We start from the raw sequence: 21,859 nt of genomic DNA, 5'->3' as shown, positions 1-21,859 counted from the left end.
GCGGTGCCCCGCTCCTGCAGGCTGAGGATGAGTGACGGCGAGTCGCCGTCGCCGTCGGCGATCAGGCGCCTGCCCGGCCGGGCCGACTTCCTACGCGGACAGTGGACGGGCTGCGCCCGGGCCGTCCCGAACACCGAGTGCCCTCCCGGCCCCTCCGGCAGGGAGAACACGGTGCGGGCGGGCTCGTGTGCGGGCACGCGAGCCCCGCCCGAAGAGGAGCTTGGGCGGCCCCGGCCCTCGTGGCCGGGGCCGCCGAGTACGGACCCGACCGTCCGCTGCGCGGGAAGTCGGTGCGGCCGACTTCCCGCGCTCACGGGCGGGTTGCGAGGGTGCGGCAGCGGGTGAGGGCGTAGGTGATGCGGCGGTCGGAGGGGGCGGTGGTGGTGAGGAGTTCGCCGACGGTGGTGAGGGTGGTCCAGTAGGTGGTGGGGTCGCCGGTACGGGGGAGGGGGTGGGTGGTGGTGAGGGAGAGGTAGGCGGCGGTGAGGTTGCCGGTGGTGAACCAGCGTTGGAGGCCGTGATGGTGGCCGGGGCGGATGCCGCCGAGGGCGTCGATGGCGGTGAGGAGGAGGTCGACGATGGTGAGTTCGGTGTCGGTGAGGGACTTGGGGATGTCGAAGACGCCGAGGGCTTCGAGGAGTTCACCGGTGTCGTTCTCGGTGTCGGGGCGCGGGTCGGCGAGGAGTGCGTCGTAGCAGTCGGCGAGGCGGCGGGTGGTCTCGGCGTGGGGGATGTCGAGGGCGAGGCAGACGGCCCGGGCGACGGGCAGCGGCGGGTGGCCGAGACGGGCGAGGAGGGCATAGGTGGCGGCCGGGGTGGCGCCACGGGAAAGGGTGTGCCGGGCGAGGGTGGTGAGGTTCATGGTGACGTCTCTTCAGGCGACGGGGGCGATGAGGGCCCAGACGAACTTGCCGATGCCACAGGGGCGGGGGACGCAGCCCCAGCGTTCGGCGAGCTCGTCGACGAGGAACAGCCCGCGCCCGTGCTCGTCGTCGGGGGCGACGGTACGGAGGGACGGCTGCCCGGAGCTGGCGTCGTGGACTTCCAGCCGGAGGCGGGAGTTGACGAGGGCGAAGCGGACCTCGATGTGCCGGTCGTCGGGCGCGTCGGAGTGCTGGACGGCATTGGCGAAGAGCTCGCACAACAGCAGCTCGGCGGTGTCGCGATAGCGGTCCCCGGAGGGCAGCCCGGACAGGTAGGCCCGGAGCAAGTACCGTGCCAGCGGCGCGGATTCGATACGGGAATCGAGCCTGGCGACGAACGCACGGGGACGACAGCCAATGAGCATGGGGGAGCACCTCAGGGGACGGAGGGGGCGTGCGAAGGAGCGCGCGCTCAATGCTGCGCGTGTGGCTGATCGCGCTTCCGGTCTGAAGACCCGGGACGCGAAGGTGGCGCGGGCCGCAGCATCGCTCCAATCGGTAGTGATGCGACTACCCAGCGCACTCAATCTCCTCTAGACTCCGGAACTGTTCAACTTGTCAACGCCGTTTGATTGGTAGGATGAGTAGCTTTGAACAAGCGTGAACTTGACCCTCAGGCTTCCCCGGCGGCTGAGTTCGGGGCCTTTCTCCGCGAGGCCCGCGAGCAGCGGGGCTGGACGCAGGACCATCTCGCGGGGCTGATCGGCTGTACGTCTTCCTTCATCTCGGCCCTTGAAAATGGTCGAAGGAAACCAACTCAACGCATCGCTCACGCTCTTGACCGGGCATTTGACACATTGCAGGCCGGGACGTTCAAGTACAAGGCCAGCGACGTCAAGCACAGTGCGCTGCTGGAGGGGTTCGCCGAGTTCGTCGCCCAAGAGCGTCGGGCCGTTGAACTGCGGCTCTTCGAACTCGGTATCGTGCCGGGCTTGCTGCAGACGAGGGAGTATGCAACCGCCATCGCGGCGGGTGCCGTACGGCGGCGGAGCATCACGCAGGATCAGGCGGACGAGCGGGTGCGAGTCCTCATAAGCCGGCAGGCCGCCATGCGACGGGATCCGCCACCGCTGATCCACGTCGTCATGGACGAGAGTTGCATTCGTCGGTCCGTGGGCGGGGACGCCGTGATGGCTGCGCAGCTCGACCACCTGGTCGAGTTCGCCAGCGAGCCGACAGTCCGGCTCCAGCTGGCCCCGTTCACACTCGGCGAGAACAGGGCGTTCGATCTCCCAGTGTCCATCCTGACGTTGCCGGACCGGTCGCTGATCTCGTACGCGGAGAGTGCTCACCAGGGGCGCTTGGAGCGGGACATCAACGCGGTGACGGCAGAGCTGGCGGCCTACTATCAGCTGCAGACGCATGCCCTTTCACAAGCGGACTCGGTGGCGATGATCCGCGAGCTACGGAGGCGAGTATGACCCTCGATTGGTTCAAGTCCAGCTACAGCAGCAATGGCGGACAGTGCATCGAGGTATCCGACAGCATGCCCGGCGTCGTCCCTGTCCGCGACTCGAAGGACCCGGAGGGCCCTTCTCTGGCTTTCCCGGTCGGCGCCTGGTCGAGCTTCGTCATCGCCGTTCGCTCCGGAGAGTTCGGCGACGTCTGACGCATCATGTGTACCGGCCGAGGCTCCATTGCCCACCTACGGGCAATGGGGCCGCCGTAGTCCTTCAGTGCTTCTATCCTCCTGCACATGAGCAACAGTGCCGGGAAGTCCCGGTCAACGCCGCTCCACTCGGTGTCCGTCGCCGGCGTGGTGGTGCGTGAGGGCGGCTGCGTGCCGGCGATCCGTCGGGCGGACAACGGAACGTGGGAACCCCCGGGTGGCGTGCTGGAGATGGACGAGGCCATCGAGGACGGCGTGCGCCGCGAGGTCTACGAGGAGACCGGGATCAAGGTCGGCGTGGAGCGGCTGACCGGGGTCTACAAGAACGTGAACCGGGAGATCGTCGCCCTCGTCCTTCGCTGCCGACCGGAGAGCGATCAGGCGCGGCTCTCGGAGGAGTCGGTCGAGGCCGCTTGGCTCACTCCGGCCGAGGTGTCCGAGCGCATGGCCGAGGTCTATGCCGTGCGTGTCCTGGACGGGCTCCGGGGGCGACGCTGTACCGAGTGTCCGGACTCATGACGGCCGGCACCTGCTGTGACAGGTCAGGCAGTGGAGGTGGTGGATCATGTCCAGGCGTGACTACGTGGACGACCCGAACGCCCCGCAGGCGAACTCACTGGTTCCCGCCGCGTCCGTCGTGGTGGTCGACAACGCGGGCCGCGTCCTGCTCCAGCGCCGCACCGACAACGGGATGTGGGCCCTGCCGGGCGGCAGGATGGACATCGGTGAGTCTCTCTCCGGGTGCGGGATCCGCGAGACGCGCGAGGAGACCGGCATCGACGTCGAGATCACCGGGATCGTCGGCACCTACACCGACCCCCGTCATGTCTTCGCCTACGACGACGGCGAGGTCCGCCAGGAGTTCTCCATCTGCCTCCTCGCGCGCCCGCTCGGCGGCGAACTGCGGGTGTCCGACGAGTCCCACGAGGTGAGATGGTTCACCCCGGCCGAGACGGACGGGCTGCCGATGGTGTCGAGCATCCGCAGGCGGCTGGCCGACTGGCGATCCGGGGCGATCCCCGTGGTGCGTTAGCTACCTGCTGCCGAATCGATGGCGGCCCTGGGCGGCGCTCAACGCGTGATCTGAAGGAGGAGCCGGCGTGGCGATCGAAGCGGAGCTCAAGGCCGCCGTACGCGACCCCGAACTCGTCCTCGCACGATTGGAGAAGTCGTATGGCGCCGGGCGCGCCGAGGTGTACCGCGACACGTACTACGACGCCCCGGACGGCAGCCTGATGGGAACTGACCGCGAGCTGCGGATCCGCACCGTTCATGGGCCCGACGACACTCGCACCGTTCTCACGTACAAGGGCGCGCGGGTGGACGAGGCGTCCGGGTCGAAGTGGGAGGCCGAGACCCGGGTGGAGGACGCCGAGGCGGCCGACGAGATCATCCGGGGCCTCGGCTTCACCCCGCGCATCCGGTTCGAGAAGCGGTGCCGCAACTACGACTTCGAACGCAGCGGTCGGCGCTTCCTCGCGACGCTCGTCCGCGTGCCGGAGCTCGACGCGACGTTCATCGAGGTCGAGACCGCTGAGGTCGCCCAGCACGGCCTCGGAGCGGCGCTGGACGCCGTGCGGGCCGTGCTGGCGGAGCTCGGGATCAGCGAGGACGACCTGACAGCGGAGCTGTACACGGACGCGGTGGCGGCAGCTCGCACCTGATTCCGACGGCGCGTGGGCGGCCAGTGCGTGTCACGCCTGCGCATTCTCCTTGATGGTGACGGCCTTTCACGGGGGTCCCGTTGAGAGCTGGAGTCTGTGGACCACGGTCTGCGGGTAGGCGGCTACAGCAACAACCGATCCAGCAGCGGAGGACAGCCATGACGGACGACAAGCAGGTGAGGGGTACCGCGAGCTACCTGTTCGAGGCGGGCGTGCTCAAGCGGGCGAAGCGCCAGGGCTGGTGGATCGCCGGCGTCAAGGACCCCGAGTCGGTCGCGGAGCACTCGTTCCGGACCGGCATCATCGGCGCGGTGCTCGCGATGATGGAGGGCGCCGACCCGGCCAAGGTCGCCCTGCTGTGCCTCTTCCATGACACCCAGGAGACCCGGGTCGGCGACATCCCGCACGTCAGTCGGCGCTACCTCACCGCCGCGTCGAACGAGCGGGTGACCGCCGACCAGGTCAGCGCCGCTCACCCGGCCGTCGTTGCGGGACTCCAGGCCCTGGTGGAGGAGTACGAGAACGCCGAGAACCTGGAAGTCACCGTCGCCCACGACGCGGACAAGCTGGAGTGCCTGATCCAGGCCGTGGAGTACCGCGAGCAGGGCTACCAGAACGTCCAGCCGTGGATTGACAGCAGCCTCGGCAGCCTCAAGACCGAGTCGGCCCATGCCCTCGCCGAGGCCGCGCTGACCATGACGTCCCTGGAGTGGCAGAAGGTCTACCTCACGTGATGCTGCCGGCGCTCGCCGGTTGCGTTCGTGGCCGATGGCCGGGCCTCGGCTCTGTACCAGCAGATTTCGGCGCTTGACGGCGCCAACTGACGAAGGAGTACCGCATGGCGTCCGATGGGCAGATCTTCCGCGAAGCGTGGATCGCCGGGGTGTCGAAGCACTACCCGGGCGAGCCGAAGGCAGGCTATGTCGCCGCGTGGGCCGAGACTCCCGAGTGGGAGCGCGAGTGTGCCGCCGCTGTCTTCGGCCAGGTCCGCGACTTCATCGCCGTGAGCGGCGGCAGCACGTCCAAGCTCACTCGGGAGCAGAAGGGCCGGTTCGTGGCGACGTGTTGGATCGCCCAGATCCACAAGCACATCGAGAATCCGAAGCCGGGCTATGTCGCCGACTGGGCCGATCTGCCGTCGTGGCAGCAGGAGACCGATGCGGACATCTTCGAAGCGATCGAACGCGTCCATCCTTGAGTACTGCCGCGCTCCCGTCTTCGGTTGGTGGCGGGAGCGGGAGCGTGGGAAGTCGGTGGGGCCGACTTCCCGCGCAGGGGCGGGGGGTGTGCGTGGTGCGGGGAGGGCGGCTTCGCGCGGGAAGGGTTCGCACTCTGTGTATCCGGTGTGCTACTTTCCGCATCGTCAACAGAACATGGGAGACCCCGGCGGTGCTGGAACACCCCGGGGTCGGGCACCGGGAGCAGCAACTCCAGATGCGGATTTATCGTAGCGTGCACAGGCGCGCGTTCACCGTCATGCCGAACGTCCTGTTGCAGGACCGTCGGCTCAGTTACACCGCTCGTGGCCTCCTCGCCGATCTGCTCTCCCGTCCCGACGGGTGGCGGGAGGACGGGCGGCAGATGGCGGACAGCAGTCCGCAGGGGCGGGGCGCGATCCGGCGGGCGCTCAAGGAGCTGAAGGACGCCGGGTTCTACCGGGTCGAGAAGATCCGGATGCCCGACGGGACGATCCGGACCGTGGTCCACGTCTTCGACACCCCGCAGCCCTCACCGACTGCCCCCCGCCCGGACTTCGGTGGACCCGGGTCCGGCGGCGCTGTCATCCCTCCCGTAAAGGACCAGGGGCAAGAACCCACCCTCCCGGATGAAGGGACGCGGGCGGCCGTGGCCGCCCTGTTCCGGGTCCTTCGCCCCGAACCTCGCCTGCGCCTGGGCGAGGCCGAGGCGCTGGCGCTGGCGCCGCTCGTCGCGCAGTGGCTGGAACGCGGCTGCGGCGAGGCCGAGTTGGCGCAGGCCCTGCTGCCCGGGCTGCCGCAGTGGGTGCACTCCCCGGCGGCGATCCTCCGCGACCGCCTCCGGCGCAAGCTGCCGCCGGAACACCCCGAGGACCCGCCCGCGCCGCCCGCCTCGTACGCCGAATGCGGCCGCTGCCACGACCCGGTGCCCCACCCCGGCATCTGCCGCGCCTGTGCCGGCCTGGGCGGCACGAGAACCGTCGCGGTCGGCAGCGGGGCCGGAGCCACCGCCTGCGGCGTCGCCCGCGCCCGCGCGGCCCTGCGCGGGTGCGGGCCCCTCGCCACGGCGGTCGGCGGCTGAGGCGGGAACGCTCAGCACGTGCGCGGTGAGCCGAGCACCGGAAGTCGACCCGGCCGACTTCCTGTGCGGACAGTGGACGAGTTGTGCCCAGGCTGTCCCGAACACCGAGTGCCTCTCCCAGCGCCCCTCCGGCAGGGGCAGCAAGGTGCGGGCGGCCCGGCCGTTGTCGGCCGGGGTGCCCGCAAGGGAGGCGCGTCGGGGCGGCGGCAACCGCTCCGGAGGTCGGTTGATGGAGCGGGCGGGCTCGTGTGTGGGCACACGAGCCCGCCCGAAAAGGGAGCCTGGGCGGCCCCCGGCCTTCATGGCCGGGGCCGCCAGCACGGACCCGGCCGTCCGCTGCGCAGGAAGTCGACCCGGCCGACTTCCTGCTCGGACAGTGGACGGGCTACGCGCAGGCCAGGGCGGGGCCGAGCTGAAACGCGGGCTCGCCCCAAATAGCCCTCCGGCAGGGACAACAGGCTGCGGGCGGTCCGGCCGTTGTCGGCGGGGGTGCCCGCAAGGGAGGCGCGTTGGGGCGGCGCAACGGGTCCGCGGGCCGGTCCGTGGAGCGGGCGGGCACGGACCCGGCCGTCCGCTGCGCAGGAAGTCGGCGGGGCCGACTTCCTGCGCTCACGGGCGGGTCGCGCGGGTGCGGCAGTGGGTGAGGGCGTAGGTGATGCGGCGGTGAGGTCGGTCCGGTAGGCGGCGGGGGCGGGCCGGCGGTGTCGGGTACCTCGTCGATCACCGTGACGCCGGGGGTCTTCGCCACCGCCGGGCCGTTGTCAGTGCCGACCGCGATGATTCCCGCATGATCGACACCGCCGCTCCGCTCGCCACCCCGTCCGCGTACGCCGACGCCGTCGCCACCGCCGTCCAGGCCGCCGCCGCGTACTACGCCGACGGCTCCACCCCGCTCGGGGACGACGAGTACGACACCCTGCTGCGGGAGATCGCCGCCTACGAGGGCGCCCACCCCGGCGAGGTGCTGCCCGACTCGCCCACCGGCAAGGTGGCCGGCGGCGCCGCGAGCGGCGACGTCCCGCACAGCGTGCCGATGCTCTCCCTGGACAACGTGTTCTCCGCCGAGGAACTGGAGTCCTGGGCGGCCGGCCTGGAGCGGCGCCTGGGCCGGCCCGTCACCGCCTGGTGCGTGGAGCCCAAGCTCGACGGCCTCGCCATCGCCGCCCGCTACCGCGCCGGGCGCCTGCAGCAGGTCGTCACCCGCGGCGACGGTCTCGCCGGCGAGGACATCACCCACGCCGCCGACGCCATCCTCGGCCTGCCCACCGAACTCGCCGAGCCCGCCGACATCGAACTGCGCGGCGAAGTCCTGCTCACCCGGGACCAGTTCGAGCACGCCAACCGGGTGCGCGCCGAGCACGGCGCCACCCCCTTCGCCAACCCCCGCAACGGCGCCGCCGGCACCCTGCGGGCCAAGGACCGCCCCTACCGGATCGAACTGACCTTCTTCGCCTACGACGCCGTCGGCCCCGACGACCTCGCCCACAGCGCCCTCCTGGAGCACCTCGCCGCACTCGGCGCCAACACCGCCGCCGCCACCGCGGCCCACCCCCGGCACTGCGCGGGCCTGGAGGACGTCCAGCGGCGCGTCGAGGAGATCTCCGCGCTGCGCGCCGAACTGCCCTTCGGGATCGACGGCGTGGTGGTCAAGGCCGACCTCGCCGCCGACCGCGCCGAGGCCGGCTCCGGCTCGCGCGCCCCGCGCTGGGCGGTGGCCCGCAAACTGGCCGCCCAGCACAAGGTCACCCGGCTGCTCGGGGTCGAGTGGAACGTCGGCCGCACCGGCATCATCGCGCCGCGCGCCGTCCTCGAACCGGTCGTCGTCGACGGTGTCACCGTCACCTTCGCCACCCTGCACAACCCCGCCGACATCGAACGCCGCGGACTGATGATCGGCGACCAGGTCTTCGTCTACCGCGCCGGCGACGTCATCCCCCGCGTGGAGGCCCCGGTCCTCGACGCCCGCACCGGCGCCGAGCAGCCGATCGCCTTCCCCGAGGCGTGCCCGCGCTGCGGCGACGCCATCGACACCACCGAACAGCGCTGGCGCTGCATACGCGGCCGCGGCTGCCAGGCCGTCGCCTCCGTCCTGTACGCGGCCGGCCGCGACCAGCTCGACATCGAGGGCCTCGGCGGCACCCGCGCCGTCCAGCTCGTCGAAGCCGGCCTGGTCACCGACCTCGCCGACCTGTTCACCCTCACCCGCGAGCAACTGCTCACCCTGGAGCGGATGGGGGAGACCAGCGCCGTCAACCTGCTCACCGCGATCGCCACCGCCCGCACCCAGCCGCTCAACCGGGTCTTCTGCGCCCTCGGCATCCGCGGCACCGGCCGCACCATGTCCCGCCGGATCGCCGCGCACTTCGGCTCCATGGCCGCGATCCGGGCCGCCGACGCCGAGACCCTGGCCGGCGTCGACGGCATCGGCGCCGAGAAGGCCCGCGTCGTCGCCGCCGAACTCGCCGACCTCGCCCCGCTGCTGGACCGTCTCGCGGCCCTCGGCGTGGGCACCGCCGTCACCGCCCCGACGGCCCCCGCCGCCACGGCGGGCGAGGACGACGGCACCGCTGCGGCCGAGGGCGGCCCGCTCACCGGCGAGGCCGTCGTCGTCACCGGCAGCATGACCGGCGCCCTCGCCGAACTCTCCCGCAACCAGGTCAACGAACTGATCGAACGCGCGGGCGGCAAGGCCTCCTCCTCCGTCTCCAAGCGCACCACCCTCCTGGTCGCGGGCGAGAAGGCCGGCTCCAAGCGCGCCAAGGCCGAGGAACTCGGCATCCGCGTCCTCACCCCCGAGGAGTTCGCCGCCCTGGTCTCCGACCACCTCCCGGCCTGAGCGGGGCCGGCTCCTCCCCGCCTCGTGCGGCGGTCGTGCGGAAATCGTGACGGCCTGGCGCAGGATCGGCACCGGGCCGGGCGGCGTCCACCGCGCGACGGATCGCACCACCGCGCCCGCCCGTACCCGAGCGGTTCCGGTCGCAGGGGTGCGGGCCGTCCACCCGACCACGGAGGAGAACAGATGACCCTCGTCCCCGGGCCGCGCCGGCGCACCCTCGCCGCCTCGGCCGTCACCGCCGTCGCCGTGGGCCTGTTAAGCCTCGGCGCGGCCCCGGCCGCCCACGCCGACACCCTTCCGACGCTCTGCAACCCGGCCGTGGACCGCACCACGGCCGAGCCCGTCAACGTGCAGATCACGCCCCTCGTCACCGACTTCCTGATCTACAACGTCGCCCCGGGCACCACCGGGCAGCACAGCGACACCCTGACCCGGGTCAACTCGGCGACCACCACCGTCGACAACAAGACCGAGATCACCGCCTCCGCGAGCGCGCTGTTCGCCAAGGTCGAGGTGAAGGTCGGCTTCTCGGTGCAGAAGACCACCTCCAGCACCACCAGCGTGACCGTCAGCGACACGTGGAACCTCAACTCCCCGGGCCGGTACGGCCTCTACCGGGGAACCAGGGTCGTCACCGGCCAGTACGTCAACCGGATCTGCGCCCAGACCGGCGCCAACACCGGCATCTGGGTCACCACCTCGCCGTCCCCCGGGACCTTCACCACCTACGAGTCCCCGGAGATCGGCTCCGTCGGCTGCGCGCCCGCCGAACCGGCCGGCACCGTACGCCGGGCCGCCCAACTCCTCATCAGCAACTGCTGACCGTGCCCACCGACCTGACGACGGAGGACCCCGTGACGAACCGGCTCGGACACACGACCACCCGCCCGGGCAGGGCGCTGCGCGGCCTCGCCGCCGCCGCGCTCGCCTCGCTGGCCGGCCTGACCCTGCTCGCCGGCCCCGCCGCGGCCGCCACCGAGGGCCTGGCCTCCAGCGAGTGGCACGGCTACGTCTGCGACGACGGCTACTACCGGATCAAGACGCCGTTCGGACAGCTCGTGGAACGCAACCAGTACAGCGCCTGGGGGCAGGCCATCCAGAACCCCGACAGCGGTGCCTACCGCCAGCAGTGGAAGCTGTGCCACTACAAGGACGACAGCCAGTCGTTCATCTTCCGCAGCCGGGAGAACGAGGGCGACTGCCTGGGCGTCTGGAAGCAGAACCCGAACGACGGCAACGAGGGGCTGGCCGACGGCGCCAACTTCAACGTCTTCGACTGCCAGGGCTGGATCTACGGCAACCAGATCTTCCACTTCGTGTACCCGGCGCCCGGCTCCAACCAGGTGCTGATGAAGATCGGGCACAGCGGGAGCTTCGCGGCCGTCTCCGACGCGAACGGCGGCGCGGGCTCGTCCATCGCCCAGTACGGCTACCGGGCGTCCCTGTTCACGCTGGACCACCTCGCGGCCTGACGTCCCCGTGCGGGGCCGGCCCTTCCGGGGCCGGCCCCGCACGCTCACGCGGACGCTGCGGACCCGTCGGACTCGGCGGACTCGGCGGACTCCACGAGCCGGAACACCCCGACCTCCCAGCCGAAGCCGACCACCAGCCGGCCCCCGGGGGCCGCGGCCAGCGCGCCGACCGGCAGCGGCAGCACCAGGTCGGGGCCGACCCGCTCGAGCGTGGCCGGGTCCCAGGTCCGGACGGTGCCGTCGTCGTCGCCGGTGACGAGGACCGGACGGCCCGCGACCCGCGCCGCGGTCAGCACGGCGGTGTCGTCGGCGGCGGCGCGCAGGGGAGGGCCGAGCGGGGAGCGGGTGGCCAGGTCCCAGACGTGCACCAGGCCGTCGTCGCTGCCCGCCGCCACGACCGGGCGGCCGTCGACCACCACCGCCACCAGCGCCTCGATGCCCGGCCCGTCGTCCTCGTCGTCCTCGTCCGTCCACTCCTCGTCGTCGGCGTGGTCCGGTTCCTCCGCGTCGTCCTCGGCCGGTGAGGGGCGGCCCGGGAGCGCGATCGGCTCGCCGACCGCGGCGCCGGTGGCGAGGTCCCACACCCGCACGTCCCCGTCGTCCGCGGTGACGGCGACCGCCCGGCCGTCGAGCACCGTCGTGGCCACCGCGGTCACGTGGAACCGGTGTCCGGCCGCCGGCTCGTGGAGGACCTCCCCGGTGGCGAGGTCCCAGACCCGGACGAGGCCCTGCGAGTCCCCGGTGACGGCGAGCGCCCGGCCGTCCAGCACCGCCGTGGCCACCGCGCCCACCGAGCGGTCGTGGACCAGCGGCGGACCCGCCGGGCTCCCGGTGGCCGGATCCCACAGCCGGACCTCCCCGGCGCGCGGCTCGACGGTGGCCACCACGGGCCGGCCGTCGACCACCGCCGTCGCCATCGCCCGCACCGGCTCCCCGGAGCCGGCGAAGGGCGTGCCGGCGTCGGCGCCGTCGGCCAGGTCCCACAGGCGTGCCGTGCCGTCCCAGTCGGTGCTGACCACCAGCGCCCTGCCGTCGACCTCGACCGTCGCCGCGGCGGTCACCTCGGTGCCGTGTCCGGGCAGCGGGTCGCCCACGGAGCGGTCGTCGACGGCCGGGTCCCAGCGGTGCACCCGGCCGTCGGAGGTGCCGAGGAGCACCACCGGCCGTCCGTCCGGCGTCGAGGTCGACGCCAGCGACCTGGTCCGGCCGTTCGGCCCGGGGAAGGCCTGGGCGAGCTGCCGTCCGGTGGCCGCGTCCCACAGCCGCAGCAGGCCGGAGTCGTCGCTGGTGGCCACCGTCGTCCCGGCCCCGGTGGCCACCGCCGCCACCTCCTGCGGCCGCTCGTGCGCGACGGCGAGGCTCTCGCCCACCGGCCGGGCCGTGGCCAGGTCCCACAGGGTGGTGGTGCCGTCCCACGCGCCGACGGCCACGGCCGGGCGGCCGCCGGCGTCCACCACGGCCACCGCCTGCACCGGGCCGTGCCCGGTCCTCACCGGCGGCAGCAGCTCGCGGCCCCTCGCCAGGTCCCAGATCCGTACGGTTCCCTGGAAGTCGCCGGTCACCGCGACGGGCCGGCGCAGGATCACCGTCGTCGCCACCGCCGTCAGCCGGCCGGGGCGGGAGCCGGCGGGGGCGGCCGGGTCGCGCATCGGCTTGCCGACCGGCTCTCCGGTGGCCAGGTCCCAGACCCGCACGCTGCAGTCGTCGCCGCAGGTGACGGCCACCGGGCGGCGGCGCAGCACGGCGGTGGCCGCCCCGGTGACCCAGTCGGTGTGCCCGGGCAGCGGCGGGTGCAGCAGCCGGCGGGTCGTCAGGTCCCAGATCCGCACGGCCTCGTCGGTGCCGGCGGAGACCGCCACCGCCCGGCCGTCCAGCTCGGCCGCGGCCACGGCGTGGACGCGGCCGGTGTGGTCGGTCATCGGCTCGCCGACGGCCTCGCCGGTGGCCACGTCCCACAGCCGCACGGTGCCGTCGTCGCCGCCGGTGACCACGACCGCCCGGCCGTCCACCGCGGCCGGGACCGCCGCGATCGCCCCGACGGCCTCCCCGTGCCCGGCCACGCTCCAGCGGCAGCCGCCCAGTTGGGTGCCGCTGGCCCACTCGGCGCGCCGACGCGGGTACCGCTCCTCCGCCACCGGGACGGCCTCGAAGCGGGCGGCCAGTCGGGCGTCCCCGTAGCGCAGGGCGTCCAGCGCCAGCAGCTGTCGGCGCACCGCGGGGTCGGCCTCCCGGTGCCGGTGGACCGAGGCCTCGTACACCGCGGCGCCCGCCCGCCCGAACCCCCACGCCTCGGGGAGCAGGGCCAGCACGGTCGCCGGGTCGGCGTTCACCAGGAACCCGGCGTCGGCGAACGGGACGGAGCCCAGGTAGACGGCGACGGCGCGGCGCAGTTCGGGATCCGGCCCCTGGGCCGCGCGCAGCCACAGCGCCACGGCCTCGCCGACCTCGCCGTCCTCGGACAGCATCACCCCCAGCCGCTCCTCGGCGAGTTGGCGGTAGGGCGGGATCCGCGTGGCGACCGCCGTACGCAGCAGCCGGTGCGCCTCGGCCCGGTCGCCGTCGAAGCGCGCCTGGTCGGCCGCGTCGATGGTGGACGCGACCTCGACGAGTTCCTCGGCCACCTGCGGGGGCAGGGTGGAGAGGTCCATCAGTTCCCCGGGGCGCGCCCACGCCCTGGGGTCCCGGGCGGCGGGCGGGGCGGCCGCGGGCTGCCCGCCGTGCGGGCGGCGGCCGCCGAACAACCGGCCTATCCAGCCCCGGTGTTCCTTCGCGTCGGTCATCGACTCTCCCCACTTCCGTACCGATCCGCCCCACCCTACTGATCGGCCCGCGCTCGGTCCTCGGGCGCCACCGGGGGGTTGCCGTTGGCGGCGAGGCGGTCGCTCATCTCCTTGTGGGCGCGCCGGGAGTGCGGGTTGGCCGGGTCGTGGACGAGGCGCAGGTAGTCGTAGAGGATCCGCACGCACTCGTCCCGGGTGGAGCAGGGCGCGTCGGCGGCCAGGTCGAGGCCCCGGGTGACCTCCGTCAGCCGTCCGTCGGCGTCGGCGTACACCGGGTGCCAGACGAGCCGCACCGCCGGGTCGAGCGCCATGACCACCCGCAGCTGCGGCACCTCCTGCGCGATGAGGACGCTCTCGGGGTCGTACGCCCGCAGGAAGATGTGGACGGGGCCGCGGGCGCGGCTCACGAAGGCCTTGGACAGGACGTTCCACATGGGCGTCTTGAGCGCCCAGTCCGGGGTCAGCGTCAGCTTGTCGACGACCCCGCCGAAGGCGGTGGCCTCCAGCGGGGTGTGGCCCTTGGCGAGGGCGTAGTCGCTGACCTCCCGGCCGCCCGACCACAGGGCCAGCGTCGGGGTGTCGATCTCCAGGTGGTCGCCGACGACCCGCACCAGCTCCTGGTACCAGGTGTTGGAGGCGCGGTGGTCGCGCTGCTCCTGGCGTTCGGTGAAGCGCCCCATGGCCTCGTCGTTGAGCTGCCCCTGCTCGGCGATGCCGCCGAGGACGAGCTGCCAGGCGATCTCCGTGATGTCCGGGGAGAAGCCCGCCCGGGCCATGTCCTCGCGGAACGTGGCCCACTCGCCGTGCGAGACGGGGTCGGCGGCGTCGCGCCGGGCCTGTTCCCGGACGCCGGGGGCCGCCGTGCGCTGGATCCGGCGGGTGACGGCCGCGTTGCCCACCGTCCGTTGCAGGGCGGCGAGTTCGGCGGGGCGTGGCGCCCTGCCGGGGCTCGCGGGCGCCGGGGCCGGGGCCTGCGCCGCGCGCCTTCCCGGTACGGGTGCGGCCTCGGGCGCCCGTTCCGTCGAGGGTGTCACGGTCCTGCGCACGTTCCCCGGTCCTCCCGCCTCGCCGCCCGGCCCGGCCCCCGCTGTTCGGGGCCGTCCCCGTCGACCCTACGGCCCCGGCGCGGCGCCCGGCAGGGCCCGGAGGGGCAGCGCCGGGGCACGGTCGGGCGGCCGGTCAGCCGCCGGGGGCGGGCGGCAGCCGGAAGCCGACCTCGGCGCCGCCGCCCGGCGCGGCGTCGGCGAAGACGGTGCCGTGGTCGGCGGCCACCAGGTCGTGCACGATGGCCAGGCCCAGCCCCGAGCCCGGGGTGGACTGGGTGCCGGTGGCGCGGTAGAAGCGCTCGAAGACGGCCTGCCGGTCGCCGGGCGCGATGCCGGGCCCGTGGTCGCGCACGGCCAGCCGGGTGCCGGTGATCCGGATCTCCACCGGGCTGCCGTCCGGGCTGAACTTGACGGCGTTGCCCACCAGGTTGTCCACGCAGCGCTGCAGTGCCCGCGGGCGGGCGAGCACCGGCACCGGCCCGTCGGCGCTGACGGTGATCTCCCGGCCGGTCCGGCGGTGGAAGCGCCGGGCGCTGTCCTCGGCGGCCTCCGGCAGGTCGAGCGGCTCCGGGTCCTCCGCGGTCTGCCGGTCGGTGGCCAACTCGACCAGTTCGCGGACGAGTTCGTCGAGGGCGACGGTCTCGGTGACCAGGGTGGCGAGGATCTGCTCCTCGTCCTCGGGGGCGAGCCGGCCGCGGGCGCGCTGGAGGAGCTCGGCGCAGCCGCGCACCGAGGTCAGCGGGGTGCGCAGCTCGTGGCTGGCGTCCTGGACCAGGCGCTGCTGCTGCTCGCGGGAGCGGTGCAGCGCGCCGACCATCGACTCGAAGGCCCGGGTGAGGCCGCCGACCTCGTCGCGCCCGGCGGCGGGCAGCGGGGTGGCCAGGTCGCGGGTGGTGGTGATGTGCTCGGCGGCGGCGGCCAGGCGCCGCACCGGGCGCAGGATCCGGCCGAGGACGAACCAGCTGAGCAGGGCGCAGGCGGCCGCGGCCGCCGCGCCGGTGACGGTGATGCGCCGGAGGAACGCCTCGTCGACCTCGGTGACCCCGGCGTAGGTCTGGCCGACCATCACCGCGCCCTGCCCGTCCGGGCGGGCCAGGGTGAGCACGCCGTACGGGGTGCCGTCGACGGTGGCGTCCTCCTGGTGGGAGCCCTGCCCGGTGCGGGCCACCTCCAGGGCCCGGTCGGAGACCGGCAGCGCCGGTGCGCCCGGGGCCAGCGGCCGTACGGCGGTGCCGTCGGCGGGCAGCAGCTGCTCGACGGTGTCGGGCCGGGCGAGCGGGGGCCGGCCGAGCTCCAGGGCGGCGAGCACGGTGTGGGCGCGGTCCTGCAGGCTGCGGTCGAGCTGGTCGGAGACCAGGGTGCTGACGCCGCGGTAGGCGGCGGTGACGGGAACGGCGATCGCCAGCAGCACGGAGGCGAGGACGACGAGGCCGATCCGGGTGCGCAGCATCAGGCGCTCCGGGCGGTGTAGCCGACGTTGCGCACGGTGTGGATCAGCCGGGGCGCGCCGTCCTCCTCGGTCTTGCGGCGCAGGTAGCCGACGTAGACGTCGAGCGAGCGCGAGTCGGTGTCGAAGTCGTAGCCCCAGATGCGCTCGTAGATCCGGTGGCGGGTCAGGACGGTGCCCTGGTTGCGCAGGAGCAGTTCCAGCAGGTCGAACTCGGTCTTGGTCAGGTCCAGGCGCCGCCCGCCGCGGTGGGCCAGGCGGGCGGCGGGGTCCAGGGAGAGGTCGGCCAGGGCGAGGTCGGCGCCGGCGCCGGCGCCGACCTCGGCGCCGAGCGGTTCGGCGCGCCGTAGCAGGGCCCGTATGCGGGCCAGCAGTTCCTCGGTGGCGAAGGGCTTGGCGAGGTAGTCGTCGGCGCCCGCGTCAAGCCCGGCGACCCGGTCGCCGAGCTGGTGGCGGGCGGTGAGGACCAGGACGGGCAGCCGGTCGCCGCGCCGGCGCAGCATCCGGCACAGCGCGAGGCCGTCGAGGCGGGGCATGACCACGTCCACCACCGCGAGGTCGGGGCGCCGGTGCTCCAGGAGGTCCAGGGCCTCCTGGCCGTCGGCGGTGGTGAGCACCTGGTAGCCCTCGAAGCGCAGCAGGTGGTCCAGGGTGCTGCGGACGCCGGGGTCGTCCTCGACGACCAGGACGGTGCGCCGGGCGGTGATGGGATCTGTCATGGTGTCATCCTCGCTGGTGGCGGGGGGTGGTCGGGCCCGGCGGCGGCCCCGGGCGGCGGTCAGCGGGGGACGGGGACGACCGCGACCGGGGGGATCTGCGCGAGGCAGGAGGTGTCGCCGACCTCGCCGGTGCGGATGAAGTGACCGGAGATCTCCAGCGTGCAGCCGGTCGACTCCAGCTCCGGCACGTGCCCGGCGTTGGGCACCGAGACGAAGGCGCTGCGGCGGAACTGGGCCGCGGACAGGCGGGAGTTGACCTCCGGGGTGTTGGTGTCCAGGTCCCCGGAGAGGACCAGGACGGGAACGTCGGGCACGTTGCGCAGATCGGTGGGCTGGGGGCGGGCGGTGCCCCGGCGCGGCCAGTCCAGGCAGTTGTCCCCGCCGTCGGTCTGGCCCGCGGCCCAGCCCGCGGGGCTGAACGCCCCGAAGTCGGCCGGGTCCGCGGCGGCCACGGCGGCGCGGTACTGGCGGCGGCGCTCGGCCGGCGAGGCGTCCGGGTCCCAGGTGCGGGCGTAGTCGTTGCAGGTGACGGCCAGGAACGAGGCCTGGTCCTCGGTGCCGGTGTGCTCGATCTCGCGGCGCACCAGGGCGGCCAGCGGCGCCTCGTCGCCCGCCGCGAAGGCGTGCAGCGCGGCCGGCAGCTCGCCGAGCAGCGCGGGCGTCCCGGGGTCGGCGCCGGCGCCGCGGGTGGCCGGCTCGTACATCAGGTCGGCGAGCTTGTCCTCGGTGAACCGCACGGTGCGCCGCTCGCCGTCCACGGAGGCGGTCACCTTCAACGGGCGGGCGCGCAGCCGCTCGGTGACGGCGGCCAGGTCGTGCACGGCGGTCTGCGGGTCGCAGGCCCCGCTGCGCTCGCAGATCCGGCGCAGCGTCAGCGAGACCTGCTGGGCGCCGGGCCGGGCCAGGGAGTCGAAGGCGAGCGGGTAGGCGCCGGAGAGCACCATCCTCTCCACCCGCTCGGGGTGGCGGTCGGCGTACACCGGCATCAGGTAGGTGCCGTACGACAGGCCGTACAGGACCAGCTTCGGGGCGCCCAGGCGCTCGCGGGCCGCGTCGATGTCGTCGGCCGTGGCGGCGCTGGTGTAGCCGCGGGCCCGCGGGCCGAGCTCCTCGGCGCACTCGGCGACGGCCTCGCGCATCCCCGCCCGCGGGGCCCAGCGGTACTCGGCCTCCGTGACGCCGCAGGGCAGCCGGCCCGAGCGGCCGGTGCCGCGCGGGTCCAGCAGCAGCACGTCGTAGTCGTCCAGGACGCCCTCCAGCGCCCCGGCGACCTGCTCGGCGCGGTCGATCAGCGTCTCGCCGGGGCCGCCGGGGTTGAGCGCGACGGTGCCCAGGGCCGGGCCGGGGCGGCTGTGGCGCACCACCGCGTAGCTCACGTCGATGCCGCCCAGGCGCGGCTCGCCCGCCACCAGCGGGCGGCGCATCGTCGTGCAGTCGACCTGGTGCCCGGGCACGGCCGGGCACCACGCGGGGCCGGCCGGCGCCCCGGCGGGGGAGGCCTGCGCGGGGGTGGCGGCGACCGGCAGCACCGTCGCCAGCACCGCCAGGGCCGCCGCGGCCAGGCCGCCCCGCCGCTTCGCCCCGCTCGTCGCCGTGCCCGTGTTCGTCGTCATCGCCGTGCCCTTCGTCCGTCCTGCGGTCGGTGTGGGCACCACCTTGCGGGGCGCCCGTCAGCGGTTCGGCAGAGCGACGGCAAAGGCGTGTAAGAACCCGCGCCCGGCGGTTCGGGGCCGTCCGGGCCGGGAGCGGAGTCGGCGGCAACCGGCCCCGACGAGGAGAGGCCGGCGGGCCCCGGCCGTCGGCTACGGGATCGCCGAGCAGGTGCCGAGCGCGTGCGGCCGGGTACGGCGGGAGGCAGAGCCCTCCCGCCGTACGGCGAACGCTGGGGTCAGGCGGCCAGGCAGAGGCCGTTGTGGCGCCCCGTCGGCGCGGTGCGGCCCCGGCCCGCCAGGCTCCGGCCCGCTCGGCTCGGGGCGGCGTACCGGGCCAGCTCCTCCTGGGCGAGCGAGAGCAGGTCCCCGAGGCCGAGCCCCAGCGCCCGGGCGGCGGCCGCGAGCACCTCCGAGGAGGCCTCCTTGCGGCCGCGCTCCAGCTCCGACAGGTACGGCATCGAGATCCGGGCCGCCTCCGCGACGTCCTTCAGCGTGCGCTCCTGGGCGAGCCGTTCGCGCCGCAGCACGTCGCCGACGACGTCGCGCCACAGCGGCTCCCTCCGTGCGGGCGTGCGCGCGGGGCGGGGCTCCCCGCCGGCCGCGGGCGGCGAGGCCTGCGGGCGCAGCGGGATGACGCGGGCTTCGTTCGGCGCATGAGTGCTCACCCCCTCAGCCTAGGGACCGGCGGCCCGGGCGGAAGGGGGCGGCGTTCCGCCCTGGGAGAAGCCGCCGTACGGGCGCGGGTTCAGGGCCGGGGGACCCAGCCGGGCGGGGTGAGGCCGGTGTCGGCGAGGATCCGTCCGACCGTCTCGTCCAGGCCGCTGTGCGGGCCGACGACCCGTTCGATCCCGTGGGGGAGCAGGTCGTGGGGCCGGTACCAGTCGGCCATCTCCTCGGGGGAGAACTCGGCGGCCTGGGGACGGGTGGCGTGCCGGCGCACCGTCTCCTCGAAGCCGACGTCGAGGTAGTAGAGGAAGCAGCGCCCCCGGTGGTCGGCGGCGAGCCGGGCCAGCATCGGCCCGTAGTGCTCGGCGGTGAGGATGCCCTCGACGACCGTGTGGAAGCCGTGGCCGAGGGCGTGCCGCGCGACCAGGTCGATCAGCCCGATGTTCGCCCCGCCCGGGACGTCCCGCTCCCGCAGGACGGTGCGGCGCAGCACGTCCTGCCCGACGACGGCCAGGCCCCGCCCGTACGCGGCCCGCAGCCGCGCGGCGACGCTGGACTTCCCCGCACCGCTCGGACCGCGCACCACGACCAGCACGCTCTGCTGACTGCCCGCCATGCCGCAACCCTCCCCGCGCCGCGCCCCGGCCACACCGCCGGGTGCCCGGCGGCCCGCGGACCGCGGCGGTCGGGGCCCGCGCCGGGGCCGGCCCGGGCCCCTGTATGTTGATCACTCGCCGACCCCGTCGGTGTCCCGCCCCGGGGGTCGACGCGCGGGCCGGCCCGACGCGGCCGCCGTTGCGCGCGGGCCGGGCCACCGCCGCCGGGCAGCCGGAAGGACCACCCGGCCGAGACCGCGCCCCGGGGCCGAACAGCCGCTCACCGTCACGATGTTCCCGAAGGATCCCGCATGACCGTTCCCGCCCCGCCCGACAGCGGCCCGCCGTCCGCCGCGGAGCCGGCCGGCGCCGACCCGTGGGCGCCGCCGGACCCGGGCGTGGCCCCCACCGCCGCCGCGCCGGCCGCCCCGGGCATGCCGCCCGGCGGTGCCCCCGGCGGGCCGTACTGGCCGCCGTACCCGATGCCGACGCACGCCCCGCAGCCCCGCAACGGCCTGGGCATCGCCGCCCTGGTGCTCGGGATCGTCGGCGTCGTCCTCGGCCTGGTCATCGTCCTGTTCTGGCTGTCCTGGCTGCCGGCCCTGCTCGCCCTCGTCTTCGGCGCCATCGGCCTGGGCCACGCCCGCAAGGGCCTGGCGACCAACCGGGCGATGGCCCTGGCCGGCGTGGTCCTGGGCATCACCGGCCTGCTGGTCTCGGTCGGCACCGGCGTGTTCGTCGGGGTCCGGGTGCACGCCATCAACAAGGAGCTGAAGGCGGAGGCGGACGACGCCCGCGCCCGCTCCGAGGCCGCCACCAAGGCCGCCCAGGAACGGGCCGCCAAGGAGAAGGCCCGCCTCGACGCCGAACGCCAGAAGTACGAGGCCGAGCAGGAGAAGGCGGCCGCCGACGAGCGGGCCCGGCACCTGCCCTTCGGCCAGTCCTACACCTACCCGGACGGGCTGAAGGTCACCATGGCCGCGCCGGAGCCGTACACCCCGCGCGGGGCCGTCGGCGAGGTCCCCAAGGACGCCGAGGTCGTCCAGGTGCGGATCACCGTCGCCAACACCGGCCCCGCCGAGGTCTCGCTCTACGGATCGGGGATGCCCACCGTCAAGGACGCCAAGGGCAACCTCGTCTTCACCCTGATCGACGGCAGCGGCCGGATGAAGCTCCTCGCCGACTCCCTGGCCCCGGGCCAGGAGGCCGTCAGCCTGACCGCCTACGCCCTGCCGGCCGACGCCGGTCCCTTCACCGTCCGCTTCGACCACACCATGGGCACGGACCACCGGAGCGTCGTCTGGACCGGCTCCCCGGGCTGACCCGCCCCCGCCGGTACCCTGCCCGCGTGGACCCCGCCCAGGAGGAACCCGCGACCGACCGGCCCGTGCTCTACGAACGGGCCGGTCCCGTCGCCCGCGTGACGCTCAACCGGCCCCGTGTGCTCAACGCGATGGACCTGCGGATGCACACCGAGCTCGGCGCGGTCTGGGACGAGGTCGAACGCGACGACCGGGTACGGCTGGTCGTGCTCACCGGCGCCGGGGACCGCGCCTTCTCGGTCGGCCAGGACCTCACGGAACGGGCCCGCCTCGACCGCGAGGGCGCGCCGCCGACGACCTTCGGATCCCGGGGCCAGCCGGGCGCGCCCCGCCTGACCGACCGCTTCTCCCTGACCAAACCGGTCCTCGCCCGGGTCCGCGGCCACGCCCTCGGCGGCGGCTTCGAACTGGTCCTCGCCTGCGACCTGGTGATCGCCGCCGACAGCGCCGTCTTCGCCCTGCCCGAAGCCGCCCTCGGGCTCGTCCCGGGCGCGGGCGGCGCCTTCCGGCTGGCCCGCCAGATCCCGCTCAAGGCCGCGATGGGCTACCTGCTGACCGGACGCCGGATGACGGCGGCCGAGGCCCTGGCCTTCGGACTCGTCAACGAGGTCGTCCCGGACGACCGGCTCGACGAGTGCGTCGAACGCTGGACGGCCGACCTGCTGCGCTGCGCCCCCCTGTCGCAGCGCGCCCTGAAGGAGGCCGTGCTGCGCTCGCTGGACCTGCCGCTGGAGCGGGCGTTCACCACCCATTACCACTGGGAGCAGGTCCGCCGGGCCAGCGAGGACGCCCGCGAGGGGCCGCGCGCCTTCGCGGAGAAGCGCCCCCCGGTGTGGCGCGGACGCTGAAC

At 74.3% G+C, this 21,859-nt stretch carries 22 protein-coding genes and 1 pseudogene; 13 read left to right on the top strand and 10 right to left on the bottom strand.

All coding sequences use genetic code 11. The annotated features are described in order from the left end of the window. From ACWD4P_RS26465 to ACWD4P_RS26455, 3 genes are all read right to left on the bottom strand, one after another. On the bottom strand, positions 1 to 197 hold a 197-nt coding region (locus ACWD4P_RS26465; RefSeq protein WP_449781295.1), incomplete at its 3' end, for a hypothetical protein. 113 nt (positions 198 to 310) lie between these two features. Further along, positions 311 to 862: a hypothetical protein gene (locus tag ACWD4P_RS26460; RefSeq protein WP_449781294.1), complete on the bottom strand. Its 552-nt coding sequence runs from the start codon at positions 860 to 862 to the stop codon at positions 311 to 313. A 12-nt stretch (positions 863 to 874) separates the two neighbouring features. Then, the gene (locus ACWD4P_RS26455; protein WP_449781293.1) at positions 875 to 1,288 is read right to left on the bottom strand and encodes an ATP-binding protein; all 414 of its coding nucleotides are present in this window, start codon (positions 1,286 to 1,288) and stop codon (positions 875 to 877) included. 225 nt (positions 1,289 to 1,513) lie between these two features. On the opposite strand from ACWD4P_RS26455, the gene ACWD4P_RS26450 reads away from it, so the two are divergent. The 11 genes and pseudogenes from ACWD4P_RS26450 to ACWD4P_RS26400 all read left to right on the top strand — a co-directional run bounded on the left by ACWD4P_RS26450 (position 1,514) and on the right by ACWD4P_RS26400 (position 10,781). Then, positions 1,514 to 2,344, top strand: a complete 831-nt coding sequence (locus ACWD4P_RS26450; protein ID WP_359829595.1) for a helix-turn-helix domain-containing protein — start codon at positions 1,514 to 1,516, stop codon at positions 2,342 to 2,344. Continuing rightward, entirely contained in the window at positions 2,341 to 2,532 is a 192-nt protein-coding gene (locus ACWD4P_RS26445; protein WP_359829594.1) for a DUF397 domain-containing protein, read from the top strand. Before ACWD4P_RS26450 ends, ACWD4P_RS26445 begins: the two co-directional genes overlap by 4 nt. A 75-nt stretch (positions 2,533 to 2,607) precedes the next feature. After that, positions 2,608 to 3,070: pseudogene (locus ACWD4P_RS26440) on the top strand (NUDIX hydrolase). Between the two features lie 27 nt (positions 3,071 to 3,097). After that, a complete protein-coding gene (locus tag ACWD4P_RS26435; protein WP_449781292.1) occupies positions 3,098 to 3,565 on the top strand; it encodes an NUDIX hydrolase in 468 nt (155 codons plus the stop codon). A 67-nt stretch (positions 3,566 to 3,632) separates the two neighbouring features. After that, entirely contained in the window at positions 3,633 to 4,196 is a 564-nt protein-coding gene (gene cyaB, locus ACWD4P_RS26430) for a class IV adenylate cyclase (RefSeq protein WP_449781291.1), read from the top strand. A gap of 158 nt (positions 4,197 to 4,354) precedes the next feature. Further along, positions 4,355 to 4,930 carry an HD domain-containing protein gene (locus ACWD4P_RS26425; RefSeq protein WP_402403902.1) on the top strand — a complete coding sequence of 192 codons (576 nt, stop codon included), beginning with the start codon at positions 4,355 to 4,357 and terminating at the stop codon, positions 4,928 to 4,930. Between the two features lie 104 nt (positions 4,931 to 5,034). Beyond that, positions 5,035 to 5,394: a hypothetical protein gene (locus ACWD4P_RS26420; protein ID WP_449781290.1), complete on the top strand. Its 360-nt coding sequence runs from the start codon at positions 5,035 to 5,037 to the stop codon at positions 5,392 to 5,394. A 254-nt stretch (positions 5,395 to 5,648) separates the two neighbouring features. Further along, positions 5,649 to 6,473, top strand: a complete 825-nt coding sequence (locus tag ACWD4P_RS26415) for a hypothetical protein (RefSeq protein ID WP_449781289.1) — start codon at positions 5,649 to 5,651, stop codon at positions 6,471 to 6,473. Positions 6,474 to 7,260: 787 nt separating this feature from the next. Further along, entirely contained in the window at positions 7,261 to 9,309 is a 2,049-nt protein-coding gene (ligA, locus tag ACWD4P_RS26410) for an NAD-dependent DNA ligase LigA (protein WP_449781288.1), read from the top strand. Between the two features lie 183 nt (positions 9,310 to 9,492). Then, on the top strand, positions 9,493 to 10,131 hold the full coding sequence (locus ACWD4P_RS26405; RefSeq protein WP_359827050.1) for a hypothetical protein: 639 nt from the start codon (positions 9,493 to 9,495) through the stop codon (positions 10,129 to 10,131). 32 nt (positions 10,132 to 10,163) lie between these two features. Further along, positions 10,164 to 10,781, top strand: coding sequence for an RICIN domain-containing protein (locus tag ACWD4P_RS26400; RefSeq protein WP_359827047.1), 618 nt, complete (start codon positions 10,164 to 10,166; stop codon positions 10,779 to 10,781). A gap of 44 nt (positions 10,782 to 10,825) precedes the next feature. On the opposite strand, the gene ACWD4P_RS26395 is transcribed toward ACWD4P_RS26400, so the two are convergent. The 7 genes from ACWD4P_RS26395 to ACWD4P_RS26365 all read right to left on the bottom strand — a co-directional run bounded on the left by ACWD4P_RS26395 (position 10,826) and on the right by ACWD4P_RS26365 (position 19,707). Next, positions 10,826 to 13,561 (bottom strand): hypothetical protein, encoded by a 2,736-nt coding sequence (locus tag ACWD4P_RS26395; protein ID WP_449781287.1) that lies wholly within the window; start codon positions 13,559 to 13,561, stop codon positions 10,826 to 10,828. Positions 13,562 to 13,596: 35 nt separating this feature from the next. Further along, a complete protein-coding gene (locus ACWD4P_RS26390; RefSeq protein ID WP_449781286.1) occupies positions 13,597 to 14,607 on the bottom strand; it encodes a hypothetical protein in 1,011 nt (336 codons plus the stop codon). A gap of 133 nt (positions 14,608 to 14,740) precedes the next feature. Next, positions 14,741 to 16,057 carry a HAMP domain-containing sensor histidine kinase gene (locus tag ACWD4P_RS26385; protein ID WP_449781285.1) on the bottom strand — a complete coding sequence of 439 codons (1,317 nt, stop codon included), beginning with the start codon at positions 16,055 to 16,057 and terminating at the stop codon, positions 14,741 to 14,743. Beyond that, positions 16,057 to 16,773 carry a response regulator transcription factor gene (locus tag ACWD4P_RS26380; RefSeq protein ID WP_449781284.1) on the bottom strand — a complete coding sequence of 239 codons (717 nt, stop codon included), beginning with the start codon at positions 16,771 to 16,773 and terminating at the stop codon, positions 16,057 to 16,059. The genes ACWD4P_RS26385 and ACWD4P_RS26380 overlap by 1 nt, the downstream gene beginning before the upstream one ends. A 59-nt stretch (positions 16,774 to 16,832) precedes the next feature. Then, on the bottom strand, positions 16,833 to 18,386 hold the full coding sequence (locus ACWD4P_RS26375; RefSeq protein WP_449781283.1) for an alpha/beta fold hydrolase: 1,554 nt from the start codon (positions 18,384 to 18,386) through the stop codon (positions 16,833 to 16,835). A 275-nt stretch (positions 18,387 to 18,661) separates the two neighbouring features. Next, positions 18,662 to 19,090, bottom strand: a complete 429-nt coding sequence (locus ACWD4P_RS26370; RefSeq protein WP_449781282.1) for a helix-turn-helix domain-containing protein — start codon at positions 19,088 to 19,090, stop codon at positions 18,662 to 18,664. An 80-nt stretch (positions 19,091 to 19,170) separates the two neighbouring features. Then, positions 19,171 to 19,707, bottom strand: coding sequence for an AAA family ATPase (locus ACWD4P_RS26365; RefSeq protein ID WP_449781281.1), 537 nt, complete (start codon positions 19,705 to 19,707; stop codon positions 19,171 to 19,173). Between the two features lie 291 nt (positions 19,708 to 19,998). On the opposite strand from ACWD4P_RS26365, the gene ACWD4P_RS26360 reads away from it, so the two are divergent. Beyond that, positions 19,999 to 21,009: a DUF4190 domain-containing protein gene (locus ACWD4P_RS26360; protein ID WP_449781280.1), complete on the top strand. Its 1,011-nt coding sequence runs from the start codon at positions 19,999 to 20,001 to the stop codon at positions 21,007 to 21,009. A 26-nt stretch (positions 21,010 to 21,035) separates the two neighbouring features. Next, positions 21,036 to 21,857, top strand: a complete 822-nt coding sequence (gene dpgD / locus ACWD4P_RS26355; protein ID WP_449781279.1) for an enoyl-CoA-hydratase DpgD — start codon at positions 21,036 to 21,038, stop codon at positions 21,855 to 21,857. The last annotated feature ends 2 nt before the right edge of the window (positions 21,858 to 21,859 follow it).

The sequence above is a fragment of the Kitasatospora sp. NPDC002543 genome, assembly GCF_053594915.1.
This window is presented reverse-complemented; position numbering and strand designations above follow the sequence as displayed.